Here is a 22,424-nt window from a genome sequence, read left to right as displayed (position 1 = left end):
ATGCCACAATATAAAAATCGTATGTATCGCAAGGAATGGCTCTCGGAACGCCGTAAATTGGCGCGAGCGTTGGAAGGCCTCGAACAAAATTGGGATCTTGAGGCCGAAGGCATTGTCTTACCAACTGACGATGATGGTGCTACCTTGACGGTTGAGCAATTGCGCGAACGAATTGCCGACCTTGATGGCAAGCTTGAGCGCTATCCCAACCCACAAAAGTAATTAAGGTGCCCTCACCCCAATCCCTCTCCCGCACGCGAGGCGAGGGGGGAACCACTAAACCAAACGCCCTCGCCCGCCGCAGTGGGAGAGGGGTTGGGGGTGAACTTTCAAAGGTAGGTTTTCAACAATCATTGGGTAGGATGCATCGTCGATGGTCATGCCCTCACCCCTAGCCCCCTCTCCCGCACGCGAGGGGGAACCGATAAACCAAACGCCCCTCGCCCTCCGCAGTGGGAGAGGGGTTGGGGTGAGGGCATGAATAAACCTTTAATAAAAACTACTTGCGTTCGGCCAATCACAGCCGTATCATGGTTTATGGCGGCGACTGTTGATCGATGGGATGAACAGCGGCGACCAAACTAAGGAGTAATCAACGATGATTCGTACCCTCGTGCATGCCAAAATTCACCGTGCAACCGTAACTGGTGCAGACCTCAATTATGTTGGTTCGATAACCATTGATGAGGATCTGTTGGAAGCAGCTGGAATTTGGCCGTTTGAACGGGTTCAGGTAGTCGATGTCAATAATGGAGCACGCCTCGAAACCTATGCAATCGTGGGCGAACGTGGCTCAGGCACGATTCAACTCAACGGTGCGGCGGCGCACTTAGTCAATGTTGGCGATTTGGTGATCATCATGGCGTATGCCCAAGTTGATGCCAAACCCGAAGAGTGGGAGCCAACCGTGGTGTTTGTGAATGAACAAAACGCGATTACCGAGGTTAAGGCTTTGTTGCCTGTTGGTGGTCGCTAGTTGTTGTGAGGAGTGTGCCATGGATTGGGTTTTGCGACCCATCCATGGCCTTTTTTTATGACTCTACTTGCTGTTGCTGATGCTCAAGCGGCGATTCTTGAGCGAATGACCACCCTCGCCAGCGAATCGATCGATCTAAATGAGGCATTGGGGCGCGTGCTGGCCGCGCCAATGTATGCCGACCGCGATGCACCACCCTTTGCCAATTCGGCCATGGATGGCTATGCGGTATTGGTCACTGATTTGAACAATGCCAGTGCTGACAATTCGGTGGCGTTGCAGATTATCGAGCGGGTGGCGGCGGGCGCTGTGCCGCAACACCAATTGCGGGCTGGTAGCGCGATTCGGATTATGACCGGGGCGCAAGTTCCTGCCAATGCCGAGGCAGTTGTGCCATTTGAAGAAACCGATGAAGGCCAAGCCAATGCCCAAACTGAGGTTGTACGCATGTTCCAGCCAACCCAGCATGGTAATAATATTCGGCCTGCTGGCGAGGATATGCAGGCTGGTAGCTTGGTTTTAGCGGCTGGTCAGATGTTGAACGCTGGCAGCATTGGGGTTTTGGCAACAATTGGCGCAGCGCAAGTACCAGTTTTTCGCCAACCACGGGTAGCCATTATTGCCACTGGCGATGAGTTGGTTGATGTTGGCGTTGAGCCAAAGGCTGGCCAAATTCGTAACTCGAATGGCTATGCTAACGCCGCCCAAGTGCGTGAAGCTGGGGCAATTCCAATTATGTTGCCGATTGTGCCCGATAATGCTGATGCCTTGCGAGCAACTTTAGCGCAAGCTGTAGCCCAAGTCGATGTATTATTGACTTCTGGCGGTGTATCGGTTGGTGATTACGATTTGGTCAAGCAAATTTTGAACGAAGTGGGCAAATTAGAATTTTGGCGGGTGCGGATGCGCCCAGGCAAGCCCTTGGCTTTTGGCTCGATCAATGGCAAACCAATTTTTGGCTTGCCTGGCAATCCAGTTTCGGCCATGGTTTGTTTTGAGTTATTTGTACGGCCAGCGTTACGGAAGATCGGCGGATATCAACAATTGCTCCGTCCAAGCGTTTGGGCGAAGTTACTTGATGCCGATTTGGAAAGTAACGAGCGTCGCCAATATCTGCGGGTGATCGTTAAAAGCAGCGCCACTGGCTTAACCGCTGAATTAACTGGGGCACAAGGTTCGGGCTTGGTTAGCTCGATGGCGAGTGCTAATGGTTTATTGATTGTGCCCGAAGCAGGTCATGGCATTAATCGTGGTGCAATGGCCGAAGTTGTGTTATTTGGGGAACTGCACTAGTTGAGGGAGCGTAGCGCATGCCGTTTGAGTCGTTTCAAGATCTGATAACAATGCTGGTGGTTATTCTCGTGCTCCAAGTGAGCTTGGCATTGTTGTTAATTGGCGTGCGCAAATGGCGACCAACGCGCTATCAACGCTATCCGCGCATTAGCCTGCCACCAACCAGCGACGAGCGCCATCAATTTCAGTTGTATATGTCGGGCGAAGAGCTGTTTCCGGCCATGCTGCAAGCGATTGAATCGGCGCAGCGCTTGATTTTGCTCGAAACCTTTATTTTCAAAGGCGATGATTTAGGCCATAAATTTCGTGAAGCCTTATTGCGCAAAGCTCGCAGCGGCGTGGCCGTCTATGTGATTATCGATGGGTTTGCCAATTTGGTGGTCCCACGCAAATTCAAAAATTTTCCGCCGGAAATTCAACTGTTGAGCTACCCAGCTTTTCCGCGTTTATCGCAGATTTTCGATATTGGTTCGTATGCGCGTGACCATCGCAAACTGTTGGTCGTTGATAACGAAGTGGCCTTTATTGGGGGCTACAATTTGGGTGAATTGTATCGCACTGAGTGGCGCGATACTCATGTGCAGGTGCGTGGCCCGATTGTCAGCAATTTGGCCGAAATGTTTGCTTCGCAATGGAACCGTTATCGCCGCCGCCTAACGCGCTTGCACATCGACCTCGAGTTGGAATGGCAATCGACAGTGCGGGTACAGCGCAACGACGCTGGCCGCTTGGTTTTTCCAATTCGTTCGATGTATCTTGATGCAATTGAACGAGCTGAACGGTTTGTTTACATTAGCAACGCCTATTTTATTCCCGATCGGGCGATTTTAGAGGCCTTGGTGCTGACCGCACGGCGCGGAGTTGATGTGCGCATTTTGGTTCCAGCTGAATCGAACCATGTGTTGGCCGATTGGCTGGCGCGGCATTATTTTGAATTTTGCCTGCGCCATGGGATTAAAATTTTTCTCTACGAAAATGCCATGATTCACGCCAAAACCGCTACGATCGATGGAATTTGGTCAACGGTTGGCACGGCCAATCTTGATCGGCTGAGTTTAGCGGGCAACCATGAAATCAATCTAGAAATTTATAACGCCGCCTTTGCTGAACGGATGCAAGAAATTTTTGCCTGCGATATGGCTAATGCCCGTGAATTAACCTTGGCCGAATGGATTAAGCGCCCATGGTATACCAAGGCCGCCGAGTTGGTGCTCTCGCCATTATGGCCAATTTTGTAGAAATGGAGCAAGCATGCTCAAACGCAACGAATCTTTAGCCTTTGGCCGCCCATTTTTGATTACGGTGATTGCAATTGGCTATGTTTTGACGGCGATGTTGGAAGTTGCAGTCGCCTTGTATGGGCGAGTGCCAGCATTCCTTGAACAATTTATTTTGTCTGATGATCCGCTTTTGTTGATTGTGACCGCATGTTTTCAAGTAATGATGGGTTTGGCGCTCTTTCAAGGCTGGCGGGTGATGTGGTGGGTGGTGATTGGCAGCGCCTATCTTTCAATTGGCAGCTATATTTTGGATGGGATGTTGGGTGAACGTTGGGCTTGGGGCGGGATGTTGTGGAATGTGGTTGTGCTGGCCTATATGAATTCGCGCGATGTGCAGGCCTTTTTCGGGCGCGAAGTCTATTATTGAGTTTGCAAAGCTTGAGCGATTAAGTGCTCATCAGTTTCATGTTGCTGCAAAAAATCGCTCAAATGCGGGCTTTGTCGCCAGCGCAAGGCCATGGGCGCGACCGCTTTGATATCGTTGGGGGTAGCACGAACCCGATCATCAGCCGCCGCCCGTGCTCGCGCCGCCTCAAGCAACACAATTTCCGCACGATGTGAAGGGATTGCCAATTGGGTAATGACCTGCATGGCATAGCGTTCAGCAGTTTTGGTTAAATGAACTTTAGGCAACAATTCACGAGCTTTGAGCACATCGAGGCGTAATTGAGTGGTTGCTTGGGCGTAGGCCATGCGAAAAGCTGTGCGATCTTGGCGAAAGGCGATCGCGCGACGATAAATTTCTAAGCGTTCGCGGGCATTTGGCAGTGGCCCAACCCAAACCCGCAAGCCCAACCGATCCAAAATTTGCGGGCGCAGCCGACCCTCTTCGGGATTCATTGAGCCAATTAAGATCAAGCGACTCTGATAAAGCTTGACCATTGCCCCACGGCGCACAAAGGTTTGGCCTTGCGCCGCAGCATCGAGAATCGCATCGACGACGGCGTGATCAAGCAAATTAATCTCATCAACATACAGCAAATTATGATTTGCCCGCGCCAAAACCCCTTCTTCGAGCACCACCCGCTGTTGTTCGATTGCGACCCGCTCGTTTAAACCACCAACCACATCCTCTAGCCGAGCATTGAGCGGCAGCTCGATCAAGCGCATCAGATCATCTTTGAGCCGTGACTCACCGCGTGCCAAAAAATCAAGGCAGGTTGGGCAAAGGTCGCTCTCGTCATCAGGGGGGCAATTATTCTCGCAGCGCGACCGTTTGACCAAGGGCATAATATCGAGCAAGCCACGCACGGCGGTGGTTTTGCCAACGCCATAGGGGCCACTTAACAAAACCCCACCCACCGCTGGATTGACCAAGGCCAAGGTAAGCGCTGTTTTAAGCTCACGCTGGCCGACAATTCCGAGCAATGGATAGGGCAAAAGCTCATTCATGGGGCGTTTTATTTCTCGCTAACGCTGCGGGTAGCCGCAAAAATTTCGAGAATTTCAGTGATGGCCTGTTCGCGTTCGCCCTCGTTGGGTGAGCGAATTGCATTGGTCACGCAGGTTGAGAGATGGCGTTCGAGCACCAGGGCATCGACTTTTTCGAGGGCACGCCGGATGGCCAAGGTTTGGCGCAGCACATCGATACAATAGGCATCCTCTTCGAGCATCCGTTGAACACCACGGACGTGGCCTTCGATGCTTTTGAGTCGCCGAACTAAAGCTTCAGTTTGTTCATCGATCATGAACTTGACCTACTATGCCGCTTCTGCCGCAGCGCGGGCCTCATTGACTGGCCGTTTTAAGAAGGCGTGAAGCACCTTGTTAAATTGGGCTGGCTCGTCGAGGAACGGAAAGTGGCGACTTTCAGGCATTACAAACACTTGGGTGTTGGCCATATCGCGCTGCAAGAAAATATCGGCCTGATTGGGATTAACAATATCGTCGCGAGCACCATGAATAATCAGGGTTGGAATCGTCAATTGCTCAAGTTCAGGCCGCAAATCGGTGCGCATCATCGAGCCAACTGCGCGGCGCAAACTCTCTTCGGTGGGCTTCACGCTATCGTCGAGAATTTCGCCATAGGCCGTATCGTTGACATTGCCTAAGAACCAGCGAAACAAAAATTTGGTGACAACTGGCACTCGCGCCATCGCTCGCGAAACATACTGATTATCGGTGAGTTTGAGCAAGCCTGAAAGCGATGTACCAACGATCGGAGCACCAATCGCCGCAACTCGGCTAATCCGATTGGGGTGGCGGATTGCAGTTTTGAGCGCGACCATGCCGCCCATGGAGTGGCCAACCAGTGGAACCTTATCGATGCCCATCGCATCGAGAAATCGAATCACTTGATCAGAGAAATTGGTAATGCTAATGCTCTTGGCAGTACTCGTTTTATCTGAATCACCAAAACCCCAAAAATCGAACGAATATGTGCGGAAATCTTTGGAGACGAATTCCATCGTCGGCATCCAGTATCGCCACGAACCGAGCCAGCCGTGGAGAAATAGGACTGGACGACCACGCCCAAAGGTCTCGTAATGCACAACTTGGTCATCAATGACGATTACGCTCATGGTGATGCTCTCACGTTGCAGACTGCTGTCAACCAAACTATACCATACCGCCTAAAGCTCGGCAACGCGGTATTGCCAGCAACAATTGGTTCATGGTTGAGTGGTCGCTGTAGTGTACCCGTGATAGCACGTTTATGTCAATTCTCAAAAGTAGGATCTACAAGGGGGACTTCTGGGTCAAATGCTGGGTTGGGTTTGTCGGGTAAAATGGCAGCCTGTGGTATTGCCCCAAAGGTGAGTTGTATGTCAGATTTTCGTGCTCAGATTCAGCATTATATTCGTGAACAGGCTTTGCCAATCGATAAATATAGCCATCAGCCGCGTTTGTATCAATTAATTTCGATGATCGGCCAAGGCCTGAGCTATGATGATGATGTGGTGTATGCCGCCGCTTGGTTGCATGACTTAGGCGTGTTTATCGGCCATCGCCCGACTGATCCTGATGCATTGGCGGCTTGGGATAATGTGGCCTATGCCTTGGAAAAGGTACCAGCCTTATTGCAGCAATGGCAGTTTCCGCCTGAGAAAATTGAGGTAGTGTTGACAGCAATTTCCCAACATAGCCCGCAGCAAACGCCAACGAGTATTGAAGCAACTTTATTGCGTGATGCTGATATGTTGGAGCAACTAGGGGCGGTAGCAATCTTGCGAATTGTCAGCAAAGTTGGGCGCGATACTCGTTATCCAACCTTTGGCCAAGCTTTGGCGACCTTAGAACATAATCTGGAGCATTTGCCGAGCCAGCTACGTTTGGCCAATTCGCAACAATTAGCCCAAGCGCGAATTGCAGTGTTGGGCCAATTTATTACGGCTGCCCAAGCCGAATCGCAAGGGCAGCCGTGGTGATTTAGGGCTGTTTGAAGGATTTGAGCCAATAGACCATAGCGGAGGCCAAGCCAACACCCAGCACTAAGGCGATGCTAAACCAGAGCAATAATGATGGTTCAGACTCGGCCATCGCGATAGGCACAGGCTGAGCGGTTGGTGTTTGCTCCTTGAGCACTGGTTGCTCCAAATCGAGCGTACCGGGCGATGAAGGATTGTTTTGATCGATCAGTGGGTTATTCAAGGGACTACCAGCCAACGCAGTGGCTTGCTCAGCGCTCATGCGAGCCATACCAGCGGTATCGCTGATTGGGATGGAGCTATAGGCCATGGGTGTTGGATAACCCTCAATCATCGCTGGGGCTGCACCACCAACCATCGGCTCAGGTGTTTGATCCAGTACTGCCATTGTATCTTCGGCAGTAGTTGGTTGGCTCGGATCGGCTGGGCCGCTGCCACTACCACTGCCCATCGGTGGGGCTTCAGCACTCGTGTTATTGTTCTCAATTGCCATGCGATCTGAAACCCCATTGGCAGCTTCGGGGTTTGCCATATCAGCAACTGGAGCCATGGTCATTGATTGTCCAGATTGATTGGTGAGTTGCAAGCCAACCGTGAGCATTAAGGCGAATGCCCCAACCACACCGACCCAACGTATCCAACCGCCGAGCCAGAAGCTGCGTTTTGGTGCATGGATTGCTGGATCAAGGGTGAAACTGCGAGGTGGACGCACAGGCGGGAGTTCTTGCAACAATGCCTGCATCGAGCGCAACTCGGCAAATTCCACAGCTAAACCATGGTCGTGCTCAAGCTGTTGATCCAGTTGAGCTTGCTCGGCGGCGCTAAGCTGACCATCAAGGGCTGCCGAAAGAAGTTCTTGTTGTTGTTCAGATATTGGTGTCATTGCATACCCACTTGTGTAGTCATATCACGCTTAACGTTCGGCAGTTGGCAAAAGTTCCCGACTTTTAAGATAATCGCGTAACTTTGCCCGTGCACGACTGAGCCGCGATTTGACCGTCCCCAGTTGGGTATCAGTAGCCGCCGCGATTTCTTCGTAGGCAAAGCCTTGAATATCACACATAATTAAGACTGCGCGTTGATCTTCGGGCAAGGTTGCTAATCCTGCTTGAATCGCTGCTTGCAACTCGCGATTGATCATATGCTGATCGAGCGGCAACGATTGATCCTCGAATTGCTCGCCTGGACTATCATCATCGCCAGCGAGCAATTGATCCATCGAGGTGGTACGGCGGCGTTTTTGCGCTCGCAACACATCGTAGCAAGCGTTGGTGGCGATGCGCAGCAGCCAAGCGGCAAACGAGCCTTCGCGAAAACGCTTGATCGCCTTAAATGCTGAGATAAAGGTATCTTGAGCTACATCGGCGGCGCTATCGCTATCGCCAAGCATACGATAAGCCAAGCCATAGACTCGTCCTTCGTACATACGCACTAATTGATTGAAGGCTTCAACGTCGCCATCCTTGGCGGCGCTAACCCATTGTCGTTCTGCATCGGTCATGCAGGCCATTCCCCCACGCCCATAACGGGTTCTGCTCCAAAAGGTGGTCGGAAGCAATAGCCCATATCATAGCATATCAACTGCTCATTCGTTAGTATCAGGACCCAAGGGTTTGCGCAAAAGGTCAAGGAATAGTTGAGCGGCGTTGGTAATATGGCGGTCGCGATGATGCACGACGTTATAAACGCGGCGGGTTGGCACATTGGCTAAATGAATTTGACGCAAACGCCCAGCCGCCACTTCGCGGCGCACGGCCATAGCTGGCACTAAGGCGATGCCCAAGCCAACCTCAACCGAACGCTTGATCGCCTCTAAATTTCCTAGCACAATTGGTTGTTTAGGGCGAATTTGCTGAGCATTGAGCAATTCGCTGACGCTGGCTTGCAAGGCGGAGCCTTCCTCGCGCAAGAGCATGCGTCGCCCGTGTAAGGCCTCGATGTTAATTTGTTTTAAGCGTGCCCATGGGTCATCAGGGCTGACAATCACGACCAATTCAGTCGTCAAAAACGGCATAATGATCAATTGGGTATGGACAATTGGCGAGCCAACCAAGGCCAATTCAAACTCGCCCGAAATGACTTGAGCCAGCAATTGTTCCGTGTTGCCTGTGCCAATATGCACCACAAACGCAGGGTGTTCCCAGTTGAAGCGTTGCAGCAAATCGGGCAGGGCATAGGTTGCCAAGGTATTGCCAACGCCCAAGAGCAAGGTACGTTCACTTTGACCAGCCGCAGCCCGCACTGCTTGCTCGGCAATCCGTTCGAGGGCGATCATTTGCTCGGCATGCGGCAAGAGCGCCCGCCCAGCCGCTGTTAGCTCAATTCCACGACTTAGCCGCTCAAACAAACTAACGCCTAATTCGCGCTCAAGCGTTTGAATTTGCTGGCTCACGGTTGGTTGAGTTAGGTCAAGTTGCTCGGCAGCGCGGGTAAAATTGCGACTTTGCGCCGCTGCCACAAACATCCGTAATTTTTGTAAATCCAACATAGGTGTTCTCGCTGTGGTGATTGTGGCCTGCACTGTAGCATAAGTTTGCGCCGATCAAAAATCGCAGCACCTTAACGATGCTGCGATAGACACTTGGTTGGTTATTAATAATTAGGGATGAATATACTTGCGTTCTTTGGTGACTAAGAGGCCATCGCCAGCATTGACCTCGACCTTGAGCATAATTTCATCGCCAGTTTTATAGGTATCAGGAATGTTAAAGCTGGCACGATATTGGCCAGAAACCTCTTGCGCGACCTCAGTATAAAAGCCACCAAGTTGTTCTTTGGAGGGGGTTTGGTAAATCATGGCTTTGGTATCGCGTTGCAAATCTTCCAACAATTGACCATCAAACTCTGGGCTGGTGAGACCAATGATGTAGGTGGGAATGTTGGCTTTTGTGGCCTTCGCTACGATGCTGTCGTAGTTATCGCCTTTGCTGGCGGTATCCGCGCCATCGGAAATCAAGACGATGAAGGTTTGACCTTTGGCACGACGCAGTTGGGTATAGCTGATGGCCAAGGCATCGTAAATTGCGGTTTGACCTTCGGGTTTAAGCTCGCTGATACTTTGGCGTACTGCCCCAATATCGTTGGTGAGCGAATGGTCAACCGTTACCAGCGTCCCAAAGTGAATCAAGCCAACATTGGCGTTGGAAGGCAGGTGATCGATAAAGTCAAGCGCAGCAATTTTGGCGGCATCGAGGCCACCATCGGTTAAACCCTCTTTGCTTGGCCCCATGCTCCCACTGGTATCGATCACCAACATAATGTTTAATGGATCTTGGACGCGTGAGAGATTGACCCACGAAAAGCCTTCAATCTGATTGTTATTTTCAAAGACTTTGACATTTTGCCGCGGCACGTCGGTGACTACCCCCGTGGGCCGCATAATACTCAAATACATATCGATTTCGGGATGGCGAGTATCATCAATCCGATTAACTTCAACTCCGTCGATATCTCCCAGCATGGCTAAGCCGTTGCTAGAAGTACCTGGCTGGAAATCACCAGTGCCTTGCTCAATTTGCGCCTGACCAAACTCGGTATCGGTCACTTTATCTTGACGGGATAAACCATAGATCACCAACCACATAATCGCAGCGGTTGTGATCGCGCCTGCTAGCCAAGCCCATTGCGAGGGCTTCTTTTTGGCGACTGGCGTAACTTTGCCCGACAACCAATCTTGAATTTGCTGACCAAGGGCTTGGGCGCTTGGGCGTTGGCTGGGGTTGGCAACAGTGGCGCGTTGCAAAATGCTCCGTAAATTGCCATCGATTGCTGGCAGCATTGCCAAGGGATTTCCCTGGGGCGCAAATTGCCCGCTAATCATCCAGGCAATCAATGCCCCAATGTAATAGCTATCAGTTTGTGGGCTGGCTGGTTCATTGATTGGCAAGAGTTGGGCGGGAACTGGCCCAGCTTGTTGGCCTGCCCGTGGATCAATTTTTGGCACAATCGTGCCTTGCGAACCAAGATCAAGCAGGCTTGGCCCATACAAATTACTAGTTGTGAGGGCAGTTCGTTGGCGATGATTAAATTCAGCGGTTTCGATCAAGCCCAAGGCATATTGGGCGGCAACTGGTGCTGGTAAACTTCCAGCAGTATCCAATAGCTGTTGCAACGATAAGGCTTGCACATCTAAGATAGCTACTTCGCTACCAGCTTGGTTGGCAATTTGCACAACCATTTGTTGTTTGCGCAAGGCCTCAGGAATGCGGCTTTCCCACCAAATCAGGTATGGGATGCCTGCTTTCTTGGCCATAAAAAAACGGCGATGGGTCGATTGTTTGCCGCACGGGCCAATCATTTCAAATGGCGAGGGCAGGGAGGGATAGGTTAACGCAGACATTGCCTCTACACTTTCTACATCAGGGTTAATTATCAGGTTTCACACAATGGGAGATTTTTTCTCAAAAGCGATTATATCATGCCATGCAAGTGGCTAGCTATGCGATAATACAGCTATGAAGAAATTTAAACGCCCAAAAATTGTAACGCTGGCGGTACGATTGACTATCACCATGGTCGCGGTGAGTGTCGTGCCGTTGGCATTAATTGCATTAATCATTCTGCTGGGAGTACGCATTAGCGAAGCTGATCGTCGCAGCCTAGAATTGAACAATCAGCTTGAATTATATGTGGCTTTTGCTGAGCAACTGATTGCCAGCGATGGCGATTTGCAATCAGCCAGCAATATTTTGTTGAGTCGGCCAGTTGGTAGTGGTGATGGTGCGATTCGGGTGTTTGGCAGTGCTGGCCAGATTTTTGGAGCCAATGGCTCAAACTCGGCTTTTCCCAGCCGTGCTGCAGCCAGCCAATTTGTGACCAGCATTCCAACCGTGTTTGTGGCCGAGACCCGTGGTCGGCGTTATGTGGCTGGTCAAGTGCGTTGGCAGCAAAAAGTTGTGGGGGTGATTGAGGTTTCACAAAGCGTCGAAGACGAAGATCGCTTATTGCGGGTGTTGATACGTTTTGTGTTTATCTCGATTGGTTTGGCTTTTGCGGCAGCCTTTTTAGGCTCTTCGTTGGTCGCTCGTTGGTTGGCTCGCATGATTGGCCAATTGCGTGAAACAGCTGAGCAAGTGGCCGATGGCGATTTGACTGAACGAGCGCTTGAACGCGGCCCCGCCGAATTTGTGCAATTGGCACGTTCAATCAACACCATGACCGACCAATTAGCCGAGCGGTTATCGCGGATCGAGCAGCAATCTGAGGCTCAGCGGCGTTTTTATCGTGATGTTTCGCATGAATTGCGCACGCCCATGATGGCTTTGGGTGGCTACTTGGAAAATATCGAGGATGCCGAGAACGCCGATGAACAAGCTCAATCGATTCGCGCAATGCAAGCCGAAATTGCCCGTTTGGCCCGTTTAGCTGATGAACTTTTGCGCAGCGATGCCCAACCAAGCCTGACGCTTGGCCCCAAACAAACCCTTGATCTTGGCGCGATGATTCACGAATTGGTGCAGAATTTGAGTGGGCGGGCGCAACGGAGCGGGGTTGAATTATTGGCCCAAGTTCCGCCACGCCCAATTGTGGTCGAGGCTGATCATGACCGTTTAAAGCAGGCTTTATTAAATTTGTTTGATAATGCTTTGCGAGCTACCCCACCTAGCGGCCAAATTAGCATGCGCGTTAGTTTGACCGCCGAGCAAGTGGTGATTGATGTGCAAGATACTGGCGAAGGGATTCCGCCTGCCTTGCGCGAGGCGATTTGGGAGCGGGGCGTGCGTGGTGCTGAAGGTGGCTCAGGCTTAGGCTTAGCCATTGTCCGCACGATTTTGCGTGCTCATGGCGGCGAAGCTGCGCTAATTCCCAGCGAGCAAGGTGCCCATATTCAGTTACGCCTGCCAATCTAATGCTTTGGATACACAACCTTGATGTCATCAGTGTCCAGCCAAATAGCTCGAGTGAACCAAATAAGCGCTAAGCATGCTGACAGATATCAGCCATAAATCATGGTTTGCCAACGTGGAATTGATTGAATCGCCGTTGCAACCCGATATAGAGCATAACTCCTCAATAAAAAAGCTTGGCTTTACTGTAGCAAGCCTGATGAGGGTGCTATTGCAGGTTTGTGGCAATTTCGTAGCATAAACAGAGCAGTGATAGCAAGAGGCAACCCGATTAATGCGCCAGTTTGAGTATGAACAATTAATCAGTGCTGCCGATTGCCAATATTGCTATCAGGCGATGCTTGAGCGTTATCCGCTTCAGCGTGTAACCATCAACGGCCACACGTGGGAGTTTTGTGATACTGGCGGCGATTTGCCTGCACTGTTGATTTTGCCTGGTGGTTTGGCTCGTGCCGATTTAGCCTTTCGTTGGCTGTCCCGTTGCCATCAACGCTTTCGGGTGATTAGTTTGACCTATCCCAACACGATTCTTAAGCTCGCTGATTTGGCCAAAAATCTACTAGCCCTATTTGGGCATTTGCAAATTGAGGCGGCTTGGATTGTGGCTGGCTCGTATAGCGGCTTGATCGCCCAGGCGGTTTTGCATTATTGCCCACAGCTGGCCTTGGGTTTGCTGCTTTCGGATACAGGTGTGCCGCGCCGAACCCGCTGGATTTGGCTGACCCTGCTCCAACCGTTGGTCGCGATCTTGCCGTTGGGCTTGGTGCGGCGCTTGTTTTGGCAGGGCACACAGCAATTTTTGCAGCCAATGGCCGATAGCTTGCGGCCATTTTGGGCCGAGCGCTTGCACCACAATATTCAACAGTTGCAGCGCTACGATTATCTGTGCTTGTTGAACTGGTGGCGTGAGCTGGATTGGCATTTGGGTGCGGCTCGCTGGCATGGCAAGTTGGCAATAATTGTGGCTGAACATGATGGTTTGTTTGGGCAGCGCGATCAGCAGTTGTTGCGGCAATATTATCCAGCTGCCAGCTACCAACTCATGGCTCACGCCCAACATTGTGCTTCGTTAGCGCAAATTGATCACTATATTGATTGGGCTTTGGCTTGGATTGAGGTTGCCTGATGCGTTGGTTGGCTTGGTGGTATCTGCTTGATCGCTGTTGGCGTTGGCTGGTGATTCGACGGTTTTTTGCCAAGCACCAACCACCAGCACCCAAACATTGGCCGAGCATTGATTTGATTCAACCGTTAACCCATGGGGTGTTTGATTTAGCCAAAACCTTGCAACAGCGGCTCGATTTGCGCTATGCGGGCCAACTTCAACATTATTGGGTGATCGATCAAGCAGATAATCAAACATTGGCAGTGTGTTCTGCTTTACAGAAAAAACATCCTGAGCAGCACATCACGATTATTCAAGTTGCGCCAGATTGGGGCCAACGTGCTTCGAAGTTAGTGAAATTGCAAGCTGTGCTGGCCCAAGCCAACTCCGAGATCGTATGGTTTGTTGATGATGATGTTAGCTTACCGCTTGATGGCTTGAGCCAAGGCCTACCCTATTTGTTCCAGCCGCAGGTTGGGGCGATTTTTGGCTTGGCCTGCTATGTGAATTGGCATAATTTCCCGTCGGCTTTGATGAGCAATTTTGTCAATGCCAATGCCTTGCCCAGCTATATCGGTTTGGCGGCTTTAACCGAGCCATACACAATTACTGGGCATCAATTTGCTTTGCAACGCAGCGTGTTTGAACAAATTGGCGGGCTGAGTGGCATGTACGGGCGGATTGACGACGATCATGAGTTGGCGCGGCGGGTGCAAGCCCATGGTCTGCGCAATTTGCAAATGCCATTAATCTATCAGGTAGATAATTATTTTGTGAATTTACCAGCCTATTTTCAGCAGATGCAGCGTTGGTTTACGATTCCCCGCGTGCTGATGCTGCCGCATCTCAGCCAATACGACCAGTTTGTGACCATTTTGAGCAGCCTTGCCCAGCCGATTCCCACGATTTTGGCCTTGGCAAGCATGCGCCAGCCAAAACTACGGCCTTGGCTCGTGGCATGTTTATTGGCGCAGTTGAGCTTGCAGGGTTGGCAAATTCGGCGCTATTGCCAAACCAAAGTGCCGTGGTGGGCTTGGCCCTTGAGTATCATTGGTACGTTGATCGATCCCTTGCTGATGCTTTGGGGTTTGCTGGGCGATGATACGATTGTTTGGCGCGGTGAGCGGATTCGGCTGCGGCATTCGGCCTCGGCTCAATGGTTGGGCAAGGAGCAAGATCATGATTAAACGAATATGGATAGTGTTGTGTGGCTTGATGCTTGGCCAGCGCTGCTGGAAATGGTGGCAAGTATGGCGCTTTTTTGGCAAGCCTACTCCTACTGCTCAACACGAGCCTGCGACCACCTTGGTGAGTTTGCTCCAGCCAATTTTGAGCGGCGACCCGCATTTGGCCATATGTTTACGCGCCAATTTGAATGCGCCAAGCAGCTATAAGCGCGAATGGCTATGGTTAATTGATGATGATGATCGGATCGCTCAACAGCTTTGCTATGGATTGCAAGCAGAATATGCCGAGCAAACGATTCGGATTATCAGTTTGCCAGCCCCAGCTGAGCGGGTTAATCCCAAAACCTTCAAGCTAATTGCGGGATTACAACAAGCCCAAGGCCAAATTATTTGCGTGCTCGACGATGATACCAGCCTGCCAGCCTATGGCTTGGAACAATGTTTGCCATGGCTCGATCAAGCGGGAGTAGGCTTGGCCTTTGGCTTGCCCTACTATCGCTCGTTCGATAATACTTGGTCGAGTTTGGTGGCATTGTTTGTTAATAGCAATAGTTTGCTGACCTATGTACCCTATAGCCAAGTTAGCGAGCCATTTACGATCAATGGAATGTTCTATGCCATGCGCCGCGACGTTTTGGAGCAATTGCATGGTTTTGTTGGCTTAGAGCATATTTTGGCTGACGATTTTGCGGTGGCGCAACGGGTGCAACAGGCAGGCCTGCGCTTGCAGCAAACCAGCATGCGCCATGCAATTCGTACTACCGTGACCAATGCCCAACGCTATCGCAGCCTGATCCAACGCTGGTTTATCTTCCCACGTGAATCGCTGCTACGCCATTTGAATCGGCGCGAACGCAGCTTGCTGTTTTGTTTGGCGATTGTGCCCACGCTGTTTCCATTGGTTTTGGCGATCGTGAGCGTCTTGCGACCAAGCCAACGTCAACGCTGGTTTGCTGCAACGTATACTTTGCTTGGCCTGATCAGTTTTATTCAGATTGATCAAGCCTACCTAGAGCAAGCCACGCCACGGCGCTATTGGCTGTTTGTACCATTTTTAGAATTGCTCATTCCAGTGCAATTGATTCAAGCCTTGCTTGCGCCTCAGCGCATTGTTTGGCGCGGCCATGTGATGGATGTGGAAAAAGGCGGCGCATTTCGCTTTGTGCAACGCAGGGATGATGGTTCGGCGAATGGGTTCTAGGATTCAGTTTTTAGCCACGAATTACACAAATTACCCGAATAATTGGCTGAGTGTTAATCGCTCAAACTTCAACCTTCGTGCTCTTTGTGTTCTTCGTGGTTAAATCAAGTCTATCACCTACTTATCAATGATGTTCAAGGCTCAAGTTAATATCAGCAGGCGTGAGATACAATTGAGCTTTGCCTTGGCTCAGGCTGGCGATCGCTTCTTGGCGACGCAAAATATTGAAAATCGCCAACTTTTCGCTGATCGGCAATTCGGCTCCCAGCCCTTGAATAAAGGCATGCACCCGTTCGGCTTCGGCTAAACCTTGGGTTTCGGCTTCGGCTTGGGCGATGCGGCGTTGCAATTCCAACAAACGGCTGCGGGTTTCTTGGGCCACAATCTCACCTTCGAGCTGTTTGACCTTGATTTCGTTCTCGCTCTCTTGTTTTTGTAGCCGATTGAGCCGATTGGTGGTTTCTTGAATAATTTCTTGCAGCACGCGCTGGGTATTGGCATCTTTGCAGGTAATTGAGCGCACTTCGACCGAGTGTAATTTCACGCCACGTTCAGCATAAAAACCATCTTCTGGCACAATCACTGCATCACGCACGATGCTGTTGAAATTGGCCAAAAAGCGTTCAAGGCTGGTTTGCGAAACTGCTTGGATAATTGCACTGCGGGCGTGGGCGCAAATATCGCCTGGCGCATCGTCGGTGCTAACAATCATGGCCTCAACATCGGCCAACTGCCAGAAAAAAGTAATATCGATCATAATTTCGACATTATCTTGGGTACGGGCCTCGAAGGCATACCACATAAATTTTGGCCGAATATCTAAATGGGTAATCACCAAATTACGTTTATCTTTGTGCAAGCCCGACGACCAGCGAAAGGTTACCAAATCGGTATAGGGTTCGAGGAAGAATGAACGATCGCGTTGGCTGCCGCGTCGAAACTGATAGCGCCCATCACGATCCTTAATCACCACAACTTCATGATTTTCCAGCAAAATCCGTTGGCGATGCTCGATCACCTCTTGTTCGGCGGTGGGAATAAAAACTTGGGGTGTCGTGATCAGATTTAATTGGCCATCGGTGGTGCTGCGTACCAACACCGCATGATGTTCATCAATATTGTAGCCAGCCTCGATATTGCCAATTTGGCTTTCGTTGGGCTGGAGATAAATGCTTTGTTCGCCGCGCTCAACCCGCAATTGCCCCGTGCTGCGATCCAAAATTCGTACATATTGGTTTTTCTTGAGCGGCAGCGCCTGTTGAGTTGTGCCAATTTCTTCGTAGGCAGTTGGAAAAAACAGTTGGGGGCCGCGCTCAAGCCGTTCTTGGCCAGTCAGCGAATCGGTCACATAGACATATTCGGTTGGCCCAAGCACCAAACCGCTGCGCCGCGTGATCCGCTCGAATGGTCGGGCGGTATAGCGACGTGGCCCGTTGACTGTCCAGCGGCGGCTCAGACTTTCAACCAATAATTGCTCATCGGCCTGAATGTAGTAGATCCAAGGAATAATCATGGTGTCCTCCACTGCGATGCTAACCCTAGCATACACCGTGGCTGCGACAAATGCTATGACATGGTACACAGGGCTGAAGGCTATAGGCGATCGCAATACCCCATTGAATCCTAAACCCTCTACTATCTAACCTTTTGATGTTTGCCTTCTGATGTAGCTCTTCATCCTTCATCCCTCATAATTCATCCTTTCAACGCTTCGATACTGCCAACCAGCAAGGGCACGCTATCATTGATAAAATGTTCGAGGTTTTGGCAGCGGTCGCTATACAGCCAGCGGGCAACCAAAGCATAGACCGACCAACTCAGCATGGTTGCTAATAATTGGCGTTGCATGGCTGGCACGTTGCGCAGCGGCCCATAATGATCAAGCCAAGTTTGAATATGCTGCTCCAGCATGCGTTTGATCTGATTTTCGGCCAGCGAATCGAAAAAGCGATGATATTGATTGCATTGACCATGGATCATCGCCCAGTGGTCGGCGATCGCCCAGAGCAAAGCTTGCATATAGCGCGTCGGCGTATCAGGATAATGCTGCATGCGTCGATCAAGATACAGCATAAAGCCATCACGAATTAGCTCATCGACCAAGGCATATTTATCGCTGAAATGGGCATAAAAGGTTGCACGATTGATCGTTGCTGCTTCGGCAATCTCATTGACCGTGACTTCCTCGAAGGTATGGGTGCGCAAGAGTTGAATCAAAGCATCAAGAATTAATTTACGGGTGCGCTTGGTGCGCGGGTCAACTTTAACCACGTTTCCCAACATTTTGGCTCCTTTGTTGCCTAAACAACAAATTTTGGTTTTTGCTGGTTGACACTATACCACGGCTTCTTTATGCTATTCAACAGATGTCAATTAAACAACGAGTGTTGTTTAGATCTAAAAATACATTAGCGAGGTTTTCAATCATGGCAAATACCCAAGGTTTGGTAGCGATCACAGGTGCGGCTGGGCAATTAGGGCGGTTGGTTTTGCAGCAAGTGCTCGAAAAAGTTGCAGCAAATCAAGTTGTGGCAATCACCCGTGATCCCGCCAAATTGGCCGATGTCGCTGCTCAAGGGGTTAAAGTCGTCGCTGGCGATTTCAGCGATCCCGCTGGTCTGACTGCTGCTTTGGCTGGAGTCGAGCGCGTCTTGATGATCAGTATCGATGTGGTTGGCGGCGAACGTGTGCGCTTGCAAACAGATGCGGTCAAAGCAATCGCTGCGGCTGGCGTGAAGCATTTGGTTTATACCTCGGCAATCAATCCTGCCGAAGCCCCAATGGAATTTATTCGCGAACACGCTGCGACCGAGCAAGCGATTGTGGCGAGCGGTTTGAGCTATAGTTTCTTGCGCAACAACTTCTATTTTGAAACGATCACCGATAAAATCAAAGGCGCTTTGGCTGGTGGCGTAATCGCTGCCGCTGCTGGCGATGCTGCTGCTGGCTTAGTTGCCCGCGCCGATTGTGCTGCCGCCGCCGCTGCCGCCTTGGTCAGCGATAACACCGCCTCAGAAGTGTATAACATCACTGGCCCGGTGAGTTTGACCCATAAAGCAATCGCTGAAACTGTGGCCGAATTTGCAGGCCGCGAAGTCGCCTACTATCCAATTGATGCTGCCAGCGCTCAACAACAACTTGAGCAATTTGGGCTGCCCGCCCAAATCGCTGGTTTTGTCGTCGCGATCGACCACGATTTGATCGGCTCAGGTGCGTTGGATCTTGTGACCAACGACGTTGAGCGCTTGACTGGCAAGCCAGCCCAATCGTTGGCCGAGTATCTCAATGCCAATCGCGAGTTGTTTAGCTAATTCCCTCACCCCAACCCCTCTCCCACTGCGGCGGGAGAGGGGCTTTTGGTTTCGTGGTTTCCCCTCGCCTGCGGGAGAGGGAGTGTGGGGGGTGGGCATGCACAGTCCCTATTTGCTGGTCGTAGGATTATGAATTGGCAAACCAACCACATTGCCCCACTCGGTCCACGAGCCGTCGTAATTGCGCACATTTTTGTAGCCCAGCAATTCGTGCAGCACAAACCAGGTTAATGATGAGCGTTCGCCAATTCGGCAATACACCACGGTATCGCTTTCGGGCGTAACCCCAACCTCGCCATACAATTGGCGAATTTCATCGGCGCTTTTGAACGTGCCATCATCGTTGACTGCTTTGGCCCACGGCACATTGACTGCGCCTGGAATATGGCCACCGCGCACAGCACCTTCTTGGGGATATTCGGGCATGTGCAATTTTTTGCCAGTGTATTCATCAGGCGAGCGCACATCGACCAAGCTATGGCCAGCTGGCAATTCAATTGCAGTTTGGCGCGGATTTGGCCGACCAATATGCGCCAGAACATCATCACGGAAGGCGCGAATTTCAGGCTTTGGTTGGCCCACGACATAGTTGGTTGGCTCGAAGCTTGGCACAACGCGGGTCAATTCACGGCCTTCGTCGATCCATTTTTTGCGGCCACCATTCATAATCTTGAGCTTTTCGTGGCCGAGCAATTGGAAAACCCAATAGGCATAGCAAGCCCACCAATTATTTTTATCACCATAAAATACAATCGTCGTGTCGTTGCTAATGCCAAAACGGCTAAGCAACGCAGCAAAATCGTCGCCATCAATATAATCGCGAATCCGTACATCATTTAAATCATCTTGCCAATTGATTTTGACCGCGTTGGCGATATGGCCCATTTCATACAGCAAAATATCTTCATCCGACTCAACCAAGCGCACATTGGGATCATTCAAATGTTCGGCAACCCAATCCGTGCTCACCAACACCTCAGAATTTACATAATCGCTCATTGATTGCTCCTTTATCGAGATTAATACTTAAGCTTCAAGCAAAATTTGATCGCCTTCAATTTTAAGGCTATAGACCTTCAATGGTTCGGTCGCAGGCAACGAGCGCGGGCGGCCACTAGCTAAATCAAAACGTGCACCATGCAACGGACATTCGATTGTGCAATCATCAACATCCAACTCGCCTTCGTGCAATTCGGCATAAGCATGGGTGCAAATGTTGCTGGTGGCGAAATACTGCGTGCCACAGCGAAAAATCCCGACTTGCTCGCCAGCAAAATCAATTTGAATCGCTGGCGTGTCGGCCAAATCGTGCAGCGTTGCAACAACGTGAAAGCTCATCATTATTCCTTAATTTATTAACTAAATTGATTAACAATGATCTGACATAGAAAACGCCGAGGACGCAGTGGTTGCGCCTCGGCGTTGGTAGGCCAAGCCTAGCCGACCGAACCTTCCATTTCCATTTGGATCAAGCGGTTCAATTCGACCGCATATTCCATGGGCAATTCGCGGGTGAATGGCTCCATAAAGCCCAGCACAATCATCGAAAGTGCTTCGGCTTCGTCGAGGCCACGGCTCATCAGATAGAACAATTGCTCTTCGCCGATTTTGCCGACGGTTGCTTCGTGGGCGACGGTTGCTGAATCTTCCTCGATCTCGATATAAGGAATCGTATCCGAGGCTGAGCGATTGTCGAGAATCAAGGCATCACAGACCACGTTGATTTTGGCATTGTGTGCACCGCGCATAACCTTGGCCAAACCACGATAGGTCGTGCGACCGCCGTTCTTTGAGACTGATTTGTTGGTGATGCGGCTGGTGGTGTCGGGAGCGCCGTGCACCATCTTGGCCCCAGCGTCTTGATGTTGGCCTTCGCCAGCATAAGCGACTGAGAGCACCTCGCCCTTTGCGCCGCGACCCATCATGTAGACCGCAGGATACTTCATGGTCAACTTCGAGCCAATGTTGCCATCGACCCATTCCATTGAAGCATCTTCGTAGGCTACGGCGCGTTTGGTCACCAAATTAAAGATATTATTGGCCCAGTTTTGAATCGTGGTGTAGCGGCATTTGCCACCTTTTTTGATGATGATTTCCACAACCGCTGAGTGCAGTGAGTTAGTGCTGTAGACTGGCGCGGTACAACCTTCGATATAGTGAACTTCAGCGCCTTCGTCAACGATAATCAAGGTGCGTTCGAACTGGCCCATGTTTTCAGCGTTGATGCGGAAATAGGCTTGCAATGGAATATCGACCTTGACACCCTTGGGTACATACACGAACGAGCCACCCGACCAAACTGCTGTGTTCAAGGCAGCAAATTTGTTATCGGCTGAAGGAATGATCGTGCCGAAATATTCCTTGAACAATTCTGGATACTCTTTCAAACCAGTATCGGTATCAAGAAAGATCACGCCCAGTTTTTCCCACTCTTCGCGCAACGAGTGGTAAACAACTTCTGATTCGTATTGAGCGCCAACGCCAGCCAAGAACTTGCGTTCGGCTTCAGGAATACCCAATTTTTCAAAGGTATTCTTGATACTTTCTGGCACATCGTCCCAGTTATTTTCGGCGCGTTCGCCAGGTCGCACATAATAGTGAATATCTTGGAAATCCAGCTCAGCTAAGCGAGGATTGGCCCAGACTCCACTAACAGGCAATGGCTTCTTGTGGAAAATTTCCAGCGCCTTCAAGCGGCGTTGCAACATCCATTCAGGTTCGCCCTTCATTTCCGAGATCGTGCGTACAATATCGGCATTCAGACCTTTTGAAGATTTGAATGTGTAGTTCTCTTCGTCGCGAAAGCCGTACTTCGAGTAATCAAACTCGATCTCGTTTTGTGCAGGGTTGGACATGC

At 50.7% G+C, this 22,424-nt stretch carries 23 protein-coding genes; 11 read left to right on the top strand and 12 right to left on the bottom strand.

Features of this window, described 5'->3' with window-relative positions; translation table 11 throughout:
* The 5 genes from DEF47_RS13315 (at position 1) to DEF47_RS13295 (ending at position 3,916) form a co-directional block, all read left to right on the top strand.
* Positions 1-222, top strand: a complete 222-nt coding sequence (locus DEF47_RS13315; protein ID WP_012187944.1) for a hypothetical protein — start codon at positions 1-3, stop codon at positions 220-222.
* Between the two features lie 376 nt (positions 223-598).
* Positions 599-976: an aspartate 1-decarboxylase gene (gene panD, locus DEF47_RS13310; protein WP_012187945.1), complete on the top strand. Its 378-nt coding sequence runs from the start codon at positions 599-601 to the stop codon at positions 974-976.
* Positions 977-1,033: 57 nt separating this feature from the next.
* Positions 1,034-2,269 carry a molybdopterin molybdotransferase MoeA gene (locus tag DEF47_RS13305; RefSeq protein WP_012187946.1) on the top strand — a complete coding sequence of 412 codons (1,236 nt, stop codon included), beginning with the start codon at positions 1,034-1,036 and terminating at the stop codon, positions 2,267-2,269.
* Between the two features lie 17 nt (positions 2,270-2,286).
* Positions 2,287-3,507, top strand: coding sequence for a phospholipase D-like domain-containing protein (locus DEF47_RS13300; protein ID WP_012187947.1), 1,221 nt, complete (start codon positions 2,287-2,289; stop codon positions 3,505-3,507).
* Positions 3,508-3,520: 13 nt separating this feature from the next.
* Entirely contained in the window at positions 3,521-3,916 is a 396-nt protein-coding gene (locus DEF47_RS13295; RefSeq protein WP_012187948.1) for a hypothetical protein, read from the top strand.
* Here DEF47_RS13295 and DEF47_RS13290 read toward each other — a convergent pair.
* The 3 genes from DEF47_RS13290 to DEF47_RS13280 are packed head-to-tail and all read right to left on the bottom strand — an operon-like array spanning position 3,910 to position 6,071.
* Positions 3,910-4,941, bottom strand: coding sequence for a magnesium chelatase ATPase subunit I (locus DEF47_RS13290; protein WP_012187949.1), 1,032 nt, complete (start codon positions 4,939-4,941; stop codon positions 3,910-3,912). The genes DEF47_RS13295 and DEF47_RS13290 overlap by 7 nt on opposite strands.
* 8 nt (positions 4,942-4,949) lie before the next feature.
* Positions 4,950-5,237, bottom strand: coding sequence for a metal-sensitive transcriptional regulator (locus DEF47_RS13285; protein ID WP_012187950.1), 288 nt, complete (start codon positions 5,235-5,237; stop codon positions 4,950-4,952).
* A 12-nt stretch (positions 5,238-5,249) separates the two neighbouring features.
* Positions 5,250-6,071 (bottom strand): alpha/beta fold hydrolase, encoded by an 822-nt coding sequence (locus tag DEF47_RS13280; protein ID WP_012187951.1) that lies wholly within the window; start codon positions 6,069-6,071, stop codon positions 5,250-5,252.
* A 243-nt stretch (positions 6,072-6,314) separates the two neighbouring features.
* Between DEF47_RS13280 and DEF47_RS13275 the strand changes: the two genes are divergently transcribed.
* Positions 6,315-6,917, top strand: a complete 603-nt coding sequence (locus tag DEF47_RS13275; protein WP_012187952.1) for an HD domain-containing protein — start codon at positions 6,315-6,317, stop codon at positions 6,915-6,917.
* Position 6,918: 1 nt separating this feature from the next.
* Here the strand turns inward: DEF47_RS13275 and DEF47_RS13270 are convergent, their stop codons facing one another.
* From DEF47_RS13270 to DEF47_RS13255, 4 genes are all read right to left on the bottom strand, one after another.
* On the bottom strand, positions 6,919-7,800 hold the full coding sequence (locus DEF47_RS13270; protein WP_012187953.1) for an anti-sigma factor family protein: 882 nt from the start codon (positions 7,798-7,800) through the stop codon (positions 6,919-6,921).
* A 30-nt stretch (positions 7,801-7,830) separates the two neighbouring features.
* Positions 7,831-8,418: a sigma-70 family RNA polymerase sigma factor gene (locus tag DEF47_RS13265; protein WP_012187954.1), complete on the bottom strand. Its 588-nt coding sequence runs from the start codon at positions 8,416-8,418 to the stop codon at positions 7,831-7,833.
* A gap of 84 nt (positions 8,419-8,502) precedes the next feature.
* On the bottom strand, positions 8,503-9,405 hold the full coding sequence (locus DEF47_RS13260) for a LysR substrate-binding domain-containing protein (protein WP_012187955.1): 903 nt from the start codon (positions 9,403-9,405) through the stop codon (positions 8,503-8,505).
* Between the two features lie 111 nt (positions 9,406-9,516).
* The gene (locus DEF47_RS13255; protein ID WP_012187956.1) at positions 9,517-11,256 is read right to left on the bottom strand and encodes a VWA domain-containing protein; all 1,740 of its coding nucleotides are present in this window, start codon (positions 11,254-11,256) and stop codon (positions 9,517-9,519) included.
* A gap of 115 nt (positions 11,257-11,371) precedes the next feature.
* Here DEF47_RS13255 and DEF47_RS13250 point away from each other — a divergent pair, with 115 nt between their 5' ends.
* From DEF47_RS13250 to DEF47_RS13235, 4 genes are all read left to right on the top strand, one after another.
* On the top strand, positions 11,372-12,766 hold the full coding sequence (locus tag DEF47_RS13250) for a sensor histidine kinase (protein WP_012187957.1): 1,395 nt from the start codon (positions 11,372-11,374) through the stop codon (positions 12,764-12,766).
* A 271-nt stretch (positions 12,767-13,037) separates the two neighbouring features.
* Positions 13,038-13,889: an alpha/beta fold hydrolase gene (locus DEF47_RS13245; RefSeq protein ID WP_012187958.1), complete on the top strand. Its 852-nt coding sequence runs from the start codon at positions 13,038-13,040 to the stop codon at positions 13,887-13,889.
* A complete protein-coding gene (locus tag DEF47_RS13240; protein ID WP_012187959.1) occupies positions 13,889-15,055 on the top strand; it encodes a glycosyltransferase in 1,167 nt (388 codons plus the stop codon). Before DEF47_RS13245 ends, DEF47_RS13240 begins: the two co-directional genes overlap by 1 nt.
* The gene (locus DEF47_RS13235; RefSeq protein WP_012187960.1) at positions 15,048-16,256 is read left to right on the top strand and encodes a glycosyltransferase; all 1,209 of its coding nucleotides are present in this window, start codon (positions 15,048-15,050) and stop codon (positions 16,254-16,256) included. The genes DEF47_RS13240 and DEF47_RS13235 overlap by 8 nt, the downstream gene beginning before the upstream one ends.
* A 124-nt stretch (positions 16,257-16,380) precedes the next feature.
* Here DEF47_RS13235 and DEF47_RS13230 read toward each other — a convergent pair whose 3' ends face one another.
* Together DEF47_RS13230 and DEF47_RS13225 are read right to left on the bottom strand one after the other, a co-directional pair.
* The gene (locus tag DEF47_RS13230) at positions 16,381-17,769 is read right to left on the bottom strand and encodes an SPFH domain-containing protein (protein WP_012187961.1); all 1,389 of its coding nucleotides are present in this window, start codon (positions 17,767-17,769) and stop codon (positions 16,381-16,383) included.
* 182 nt (positions 17,770-17,951) lie between these two features.
* The gene (locus DEF47_RS13225; RefSeq protein WP_012187962.1) at positions 17,952-18,539 is read right to left on the bottom strand and encodes a TetR/AcrR family transcriptional regulator; all 588 of its coding nucleotides are present in this window, start codon (positions 18,537-18,539) and stop codon (positions 17,952-17,954) included.
* 143 nt (positions 18,540-18,682) lie between these two features.
* Here DEF47_RS13225 and DEF47_RS13220 point away from each other — a divergent pair, with 143 nt between their 5' ends.
* Positions 18,683-19,567, top strand: coding sequence for an NmrA family NAD(P)-binding protein (locus DEF47_RS13220; protein ID WP_012187963.1), 885 nt, complete (start codon positions 18,683-18,685; stop codon positions 19,565-19,567).
* 108 nt (positions 19,568-19,675) lie between these two features.
* On the opposite strand, the gene DEF47_RS13215 is transcribed toward DEF47_RS13220, so the two are convergent.
* The 3 genes from DEF47_RS13215 to sufB form a co-directional block, all read right to left on the bottom strand.
* Positions 19,676-20,566: a sulfurtransferase gene (locus tag DEF47_RS13215; protein WP_012187964.1), complete on the bottom strand. Its 891-nt coding sequence runs from the start codon at positions 20,564-20,566 to the stop codon at positions 19,676-19,678.
* A gap of 27 nt (positions 20,567-20,593) precedes the next feature.
* Positions 20,594-20,905: a Rieske (2Fe-2S) protein gene (locus DEF47_RS13210; RefSeq protein ID WP_012187965.1), complete on the bottom strand. Its 312-nt coding sequence runs from the start codon at positions 20,903-20,905 to the stop codon at positions 20,594-20,596.
* A gap of 98 nt (positions 20,906-21,003) precedes the next feature.
* On the bottom strand, positions 21,004-22,422 hold the full coding sequence (sufB, locus tag DEF47_RS13205; protein ID WP_012187966.1) for a Fe-S cluster assembly protein SufB: 1,419 nt from the start codon (positions 22,420-22,422) through the stop codon (positions 21,004-21,006).
* Positions 22,423-22,424: the final 2 nt, after the last annotated feature.

Source organism: Herpetosiphon sp. (assembly GCF_003512625.1).
Taxonomy (GTDB): Bacteria; Chloroflexota; Chloroflexia; order Chloroflexales; family Herpetosiphonaceae; genus Herpetosiphon; species Herpetosiphon aurantiacus.
The sequence above is the reverse complement of the archived record's forward strand: the minus strand, read 5'-3'. Positions and strand labels throughout refer to the sequence as shown.